Source organism: Streptomyces sp. (assembly GCF_036566765.1).
GTDB lineage: Bacteria > Actinomycetota > Actinomycetes > Streptomycetales > Streptomycetaceae > Streptomyces.
On sequence record NZ_DATCVQ010000175.1, the window covers coordinates 1 to 6308 of the forward strand.

Below are 6308 nucleotides of genomic sequence, written 5' to 3' on the forward strand. Positions count from 1 at the left end.
GGGAGGCGGCCGTTTCCACACCCTGGCGAGCCGTCCCCACAGTTGGACGGCTAGGCCACGAGCAGGGCGAGCGCGACCACCGTTCCTGTTGAGCTCGTCATGAGGCGTGACTTCTTCACACTGCCCTCCAGTTGCACGACCCTTGCCGCACGGCGCGGCCGCGCGCCGTGCCCGGTCCGGCCTCGGGCCGTCCAGGCCCTGCCGCTACTTCTCAGCAGCCGTCGGGACGAGGTCGAAATGGTTCGCCTGGTACTGGAACAGCAGGCAGTCCGCGCCCTTCTCGCAGCCGCTGTAGTGAGGCAGGCCCTTCGGAAGGTCGTAGAAGGAGCCCGCCGGGTAGGCGACGCGCTTGCCGTCGATCACCGCGTAGAACGTCCCGCCGAGCACCACGGTCGGCAGGTCCTCGTTGTGGAAGTGGTACGGGTTGTCCTTCCCCGCAGGGAATTTCACGAAGGCCTCATAGGGGCCCTTGCCGGCGAGGTCGCCGCGCACATTGGCGTACGCCACACCGCCGGAGCCGGGCAGCTCCCGCCACTTCAGGCCCGCGGCGGGGAAGGAGAGCGCCTGCTTGTGACCGGCCTTGGCGGACGTGGTTCTCGCGGCGGTCGGGCTCGCCGTGTCGTCCGCGGAGGCCGCACCGGACGAGCAGGCACTCAGACCGGCGACGGCGACCAGGCCGGCCAGAGCAGCCGTGAAGCGGAGGGCGCGACGGGGCATGGTTCGACTCTCTTCTCTCGTTCTCGCAAAGGAATCCGGCCGCTCGGGAGAGCCGTACGACTCGGCCGGACGCCCCGTCAGGTGTGACCGATCAGTGAGCGTGCAAAGGGAATTGGCGCATCGGATCACGGAGGAACGCCCGGCTCATGACCGGGTGGGGCCGGCGGTGCGGCCGCGGTTCCATCCTCACCTTCGGCGTCCACGACGGCCATGACCATTCGCCGTCACATTCGCACACCCCCCTGAACCGGAACGAGGGGGCGCCGTAGCCACGGCGCAAAAAAGGGCCCCCTCCGGTTCCCGGAGGGGGCCCGTCGTCCGTTGCCGGACCTCAGATCGTGCCCAGCTTGATGATCGACAGCAGTGCGATCAGCTGGATCGCCGACGCGCCGAGCGCCTTCGGCCACGGCAGGTCGTGGGACTTGCTCACCATCGACGTGAACAGCGCGCCCGCCGCCAGCCAGGTCACCCAGCCGAGTACCTGGACCAGGCTGTTCTCGCCGCCCAGGAAGAGCGCGAAGAGCAGGCGGGGCGCGTCCGTGATGGACATGATCAGCATCGACAGGCCGACCGTCGGCTGCCACGCCCCGTCGCCGCCCAGCTGGCGCGCCAGCGTGTGCGTCACGACGCCCAGGATCACGCCGCCGACCACGAAGCCCGCGCCCGTCATCAGGACGTACGGGATCGCCGTCGAAAGGGTCGCGTTGATCGCTTCCTCGCGGGCCTGGTCGAAGCCGAAGATCGCCAGCATGCCGTAGAGGAACGTGACGATCAGCGCCGGGCCCCACACCGCGTGGTCCCGCATCTGCAGGAACGTCGGGCCGGGGCGGAGCACCATGCCGCTCAGCAGGGCCTTCCAGGGCAGCCGCGGGCCCGTGGGGACGACCGGGGCGGCGCCGGCCTGGTACGTGGCCCCCTCGCCGTACGGGTCGTCGTGGATGCTGAACGCCCGGGTGTGGCCCGGGTTGTTCGCCGCGTCGCCCTGCGGGCCGTAGCCCGGCCCGCCCTGGCCCTGCGCCGGATACCCGCCGTGCGGGCGGCCGCCGCCCTGCTGCGGGTACGGGTCCCCGAAGTACTCCGGCTCCCCGTACGGCTGCTGCGGTTGCTGCGAGCCCTGCTGCCACTGCTGCTGCGGGTACGACGGCGGGGCCGCCGGCTGCCCGTACTGCGGTGCCTGCTGCGGTTGTTGTTGCGGGGTGCGGTTGTCCCGGCCGCGTCCGATCCTGAATCCAGCCACGTCGTCGAACGTACCCGCTCCCGCTGTGCGCGGTGCACGCGCCGGGGGATTAGGGCCGCCTTTGCGGCTGACCTGTGACATCCCCTAGGGGGCACGACGACGACGTACGACAAAGGGCCGCCACCCCGATCGCCCGGGTGGCGGCCCTCCTGCCTCGTCCTACTGCGCGGGCTCCGGCTCCGGCTCCGCCGGCAGTTCCTCGACCGGCTTCTTCACCGAGTCGAGCAGCAGCTGCGCGACGTCCACGACCTGGACCGACTCCTTCGCCTTGCCGTCGTTCTTCTTGCCGTTCACGGAGTCCGTGAGCATGACCAGGCAGAACGGGCAGGCGGTGGAGACGATGTCCGGGTTCAGCGAGAGGGCCTCGTCGACGCGCTCGTTGTTGATGCGCTTGCCGATCCGCTCCTCCATCCACATCCGCGCGCCGCCGGCGCCGCAGCAGAAGCCGCGTTCCTTGTGGCGGTGCATCTCCTGCTGGCGCAGGCCCGGGACGGCGGACATGATCTCGCGCGGCGGCGTGTAGACCTTGTTGTGGCGGCCCAGGTAGCACGGGTCGTGGTACGTGATCAGACCGTCGACCGGCGTCACCGGGACCAGCCGGCCCTCGTCGATGAGGTGCTGGAGCAGCTGGGTGTGGTGGATGACCTCGTACTCGCCGCCGAGCTGCGGGTACTCGTTCGCGATGGTGTTGAAGCAGTGCGGGCAGGTCGTGACGATCCGCTTCGCCGACTTCGGCTTCTTCGTCGACTCGTCCTCGTCGTCCTCGCCGAACGCCATGTTCAGCATCGCGACGTTCTCCTGGCCGAGCTGCTGGAACAGCGGCTCGTTGCCCAGGCGGCGCGGGGAGTCACCGGTGCACTTCTCCTCGCCGCCCATGATCGCGAACTTGACGTCCGCCATGTGCAGCAGCTCCGCGAAGGCCTTGGTGGTCTTCTTGGCGCGGTCCTCCAGGGCGCCGGCGCAGCCGACCCAGTACAGGTAGTCGTACTCCGACAGGTCCTCGACGTCCTTGCCGACGATCGGGACCTCGAAGTCGACCTCCTTGGTCCACTCGACCCGCTGCTTCTTGGCCAGGCCCCAGGGGTTGCCCTTCTTCTCCAGGTTCTTGAGCATCGTGCCCGCCTCGGACGGGAACGCGGACTCGATCATCACCTGGTAGCGGCGCATGTCGACGATGTGGTCGATGTGCTCGATGTCGACCGGGCACTGCTCGACGCAGGCGCCGCAGGTGGTGCAGGACCACAGCACGTCGGGGTCGATGACGCCGTTCTCCTCGGCGGTGCCGATCAGCGGGCGCTCGGCCTCCGCCAGCGCGGCGGCGGGCACCGAGGCGAGGGCCTCGGCGGACGCCTTCTCGTTGCCCTCCATGTCCTTGCCGCCGCCCGCGAGCAGGTACGGCGCCTTCGCGTACGCGTGGTCGCGCAGCGACATGATGAGGAGCTTCGGGGAGAGAGGCTTGCCCGTGTTCCAGGCCGGGCACTGCGACTGGCAGCGGCCGCACTCGGTGCAGGTGGAGAAGTCGAGGATGCCCTTCCAGGAGAACTGCTCGACCTGGGAGACGCCGAAGACGGCGTCCTCGGCCGGGTCCTCCCAGTCGATCTCCTCGCCGGCGGTGGTCATCGGCAGCAGCGGGCCGAGCGCGGTGGCGCCGTCGGCGTTGCGCTTGAACCAGATGTTCGGGAAGCCGAGGAAGCGGTGCCAGGCCACACCCATGTTCGTGTTCAGCGAGACCACGATCATCCAGGTGAAGGACGTGAGGATCTTGAGCGCCGCGAAGAAGTAGGTGAGGTTCTGGAGCGTGCTCAGGTCCGCGCCGTCGAGCAGCGCGATCACCGGGTACGAGGCGAAGAAGCCCGGCTCCCAGCTCGTCACGTGGTGCAGGGCGCCCTCGAGCGCGCGCAGCATCATGATGCAGACGCCGACGGTCAGGATGACGGCCTCGACGAAGTACGCCTGGCCCGTCTTGGAGCCCGTGAAGCGGGACTTGCGGCCCGCCTTGGTCGGCCTGCTCAGCTGCCGGATCACGATGAGCGTGAGGATGCCGAGGACGGTCATCGTGCCGAGGAACTCGGTGAAGATCTCGTACGGCAGCCAGTCGCCGATGATCGGGATCAGCCAGTCGGCCTGGAAGAGCTGGCCGAAGGCGTTGACGATCGTGAGCAGCAGGGAGAAGAAGCCCACCGCCACGAACCAGTGGGCGACGCCGACGACGCCCCAGCGGTTCATGCGCGTGTGGCCGAGGAACTCCTTGGCCAGGGTGATGGTGCGCTGCTTCGGGTCGCCGGTGCGCGTGCCGGCCGGGACGGGCTGACCGAGCCGCACGAAGCGGTAGATCTGCACGATGGCGCGGCCGAACAGCGCGACGGCCACCACCGTGATGGCGATCGACACGATGATCGCGGCGAGTTGCATGACGGGCTCCTCGGGCGGGCCTGCGAGCGGATTCCGCAGAACGTACTAAGCGGTAACTTATTTTGGTCCGTGCTGAGGGTACCCAGATATTCCGCCGTGCTGTAGCTGTGCATGCGGTGATCTGTGTCGCTCAGGCGACCCTTGCCGGGCCGCTCGGAGACGCCCGCCGATCCTGTTCAGGCGGCTTCCGCCGGCGTCCGCCGCCATGCCCGAATCGTACGGCCCAGAATCGCCAGATCCATGCCCAGCCAGTGGTGGTCCACATAGTGGAGGTCCAGCAGGGCCATCTCCTCCCACGGCAGCTCCGAACGCCCGCTGACCTGCCACAGCCCGGTCATGCCCGGCCGCACCGTCAGCCGCCGCGCCGCCTCGCCCCGGCACTCCTCGTCGTCGGGCGACAGGGGCGCCGGGCCGACCAGCGACATCTCGCCCCGCACGATGTGGACGAGCTGGGGCAGGCGGGCGATCAGCCGGCCGCCGCCGCGGAAGCTCAGCAGCCGGTACGGGCGGCCGCCGAGCCCGGCCCGTACCTCGCGGCGCAGTACCCCGCCCGGAGCCTCCAGCGGGCCGAGCGCGGACAGGGCGAGTCCTGCCGCGACCGCGAGCAGGACGGGGGAGAGGAGCGTCAGCAGGGCCAGGGCGACGATGAGGTCCAGTGCGCGCTTGGCCGCCATGCCCTTACCTCCGCTTCATGCCGGTTCATGGGATCCTGCAGAGACTGCAGGGGATCCTTCTCGGTATATGTCCGGCTTTGGGCTGGGAATGCCCACGACTCTCTCATTCGAAGCCGCCGGAACCCCGCATTCCCGCGTCGCCACACCGTGATCCGCCTCCCCCTGAGTGTCCTGTCCGATGAAGAGTTGAGTCGGCTCCACTCAGGTCTGTTGACTCGGCGGGACGGGTGGTGCATCCTTGAGTCAGATCCACTCAAGTCAGGTCAGCTGGAGGAATTGAAATGGCACGTGCGGTCGGCATCGACCTGGGCACGACTAACTCCGTCGTCAGCGTTCTGGAAGGCGGCGAGCCCACCGTCATCACCAACGCCGAAGGCGCCAGGACCACGCCGTCCGTCGTCGCCTTCGCGAAGAACGGCGAGGTGCTCGTCGGCGAGGTCGCCAAGCGTCAGGCGGTCACCAACGTCGACAGGACCATCCGGTCGGTCAAGCGCCACATGGGCACCGACTGGAAGATCGAGATCGACGGCAAGAACTTCAACCCGCAGCAGATGAGCGCCTTCATCCTGCAGAAGCTGAAGCGCGACGCCGAGGCGTACCTGGGCGAGAAGGTCGTCGACGCGGTCATCACCGTCCCGGCGTACTTCAACGACTCCGAGCGTCAGGCCACCAAGGAGGCCGGTGAGATCGCGGGCCTCAACGTCCTGCGCATCGTCAACGAGCCGACCGCGGCCGCCCTGGCCTACGGCCTCGACAAGGACGACCAGACGATCCTCGTCTTCGACCTCGGTGGCGGCACCTTCGACGTGTCCCTCCTGGAGATCGGCGACGGCGTCGTCGAGGTGAAGGCCACCAACGGCGACAACCACCTCGGTGGCGACGACTGGGACCAGCGCGTCGTCGACTACCTGGTGAAGCAGTTCGCCAACGGGCACGGCGTGGACCTGTCCAAGGACAAGATGGCTCTCCAGCGTCTCCGCGAGGCCGCGGAGAAGGCGAAGATCGAGCTCTCGTCCTCGACCGAGACCACGATCAACCTGCCCTACATCACGGCCTCCGCCGAGGGCCCGCTGCACCTGGACGAGAAGCTCACCCGCGCCCAGTTCCAGCAGCTCACCGCGGACCTCCTGGACCGCTGCAAGACGCCGTTCCACAACGTCATCAAGGACGCCGGCATCCAGCTGTCCGAGATCGACCACGTCGTCCTCGTCGGCGGTTCCACCCGCATGCCCGCCGTCGCCGAGCTCGTCAAGGAGCTGACCGGCGGC

Annotated in this window: 5 protein-coding genes; 1 reads left to right on the plus strand and 4 read right to left on the minus strand. The window is 68.7% G+C overall.

The genetic code is table 11. The features are described from left to right. Nucleotides 1–204: 204 nt before the first annotated feature. From VIU94_RS09745 to VIU94_RS09760, 4 genes are all read right to left on the minus strand, one after another. Nucleotides 205–717 (minus strand): cupin domain-containing protein, encoded by a 513-nt coding sequence (locus tag VIU94_RS09745; protein WP_331909692.1) that lies wholly within the window; start codon nucleotides 715–717, stop codon nucleotides 205–207. Between the two features lie 331 nt (nucleotides 718–1048). Beyond that, nucleotides 1049–2035: a Yip1 family protein gene (locus VIU94_RS09750; protein WP_414720919.1), complete on the minus strand. Its 987-nt coding sequence runs from the start codon at nucleotides 2033–2035 to the stop codon at nucleotides 1049–1051. 78 nt (nucleotides 2036–2113) lie between these two features. Then, nucleotides 2114–4366 (minus strand): (Fe-S)-binding protein, encoded by a 2253-nt coding sequence (locus VIU94_RS09755; RefSeq protein WP_331909696.1) that lies wholly within the window; start codon nucleotides 4364–4366, stop codon nucleotides 2114–2116. A 176-nt stretch (nucleotides 4367–4542) separates the two neighbouring features. After that, a complete protein-coding gene (locus VIU94_RS09760) occupies nucleotides 4543–5040 on the minus strand; it encodes a sugar transferase (RefSeq protein ID WP_331909698.1) in 498 nt (165 codons plus the stop codon). Between the two features lie 281 nt (nucleotides 5041–5321). Here VIU94_RS09760 and VIU94_RS09765 point away from each other — a divergent pair. Continuing rightward, on the plus strand, nucleotides 5322–6308 hold a 987-nt coding region (locus VIU94_RS09765), incomplete at its 3' end, for an Hsp70 family protein (RefSeq protein WP_331909700.1).

Excerpts from the sequence above, each read along its gene's own strand:
- VIU94_RS09745 (WP_331909692.1), bottom strand. The coding sequence starts at position 717 with ATGCCCCGTCGCGCCCTCCGCTTCACGGCTGCTCTGGCCGGCCTGGTC.
- VIU94_RS09760 (WP_331909698.1), bottom strand. The coding sequence starts at position 5,040 with ATGGCGGCCAAGCGCGCACTGGACCTCATCGTCGCCCTGGCCCTGCTG.
- VIU94_RS09750 (WP_414720919.1), bottom strand. The coding sequence starts at position 2,035 with ATGTCACAGGTCAGCCGCAAAGGCGGCCCTAATCCCCCGGCGCGTGCA.
- VIU94_RS09755 (WP_331909696.1), bottom strand. The coding sequence starts at position 4,366 with ATGCAACTCGCCGCGATCATCGTGTCGATCGCCATCACGGTGGTGGCC.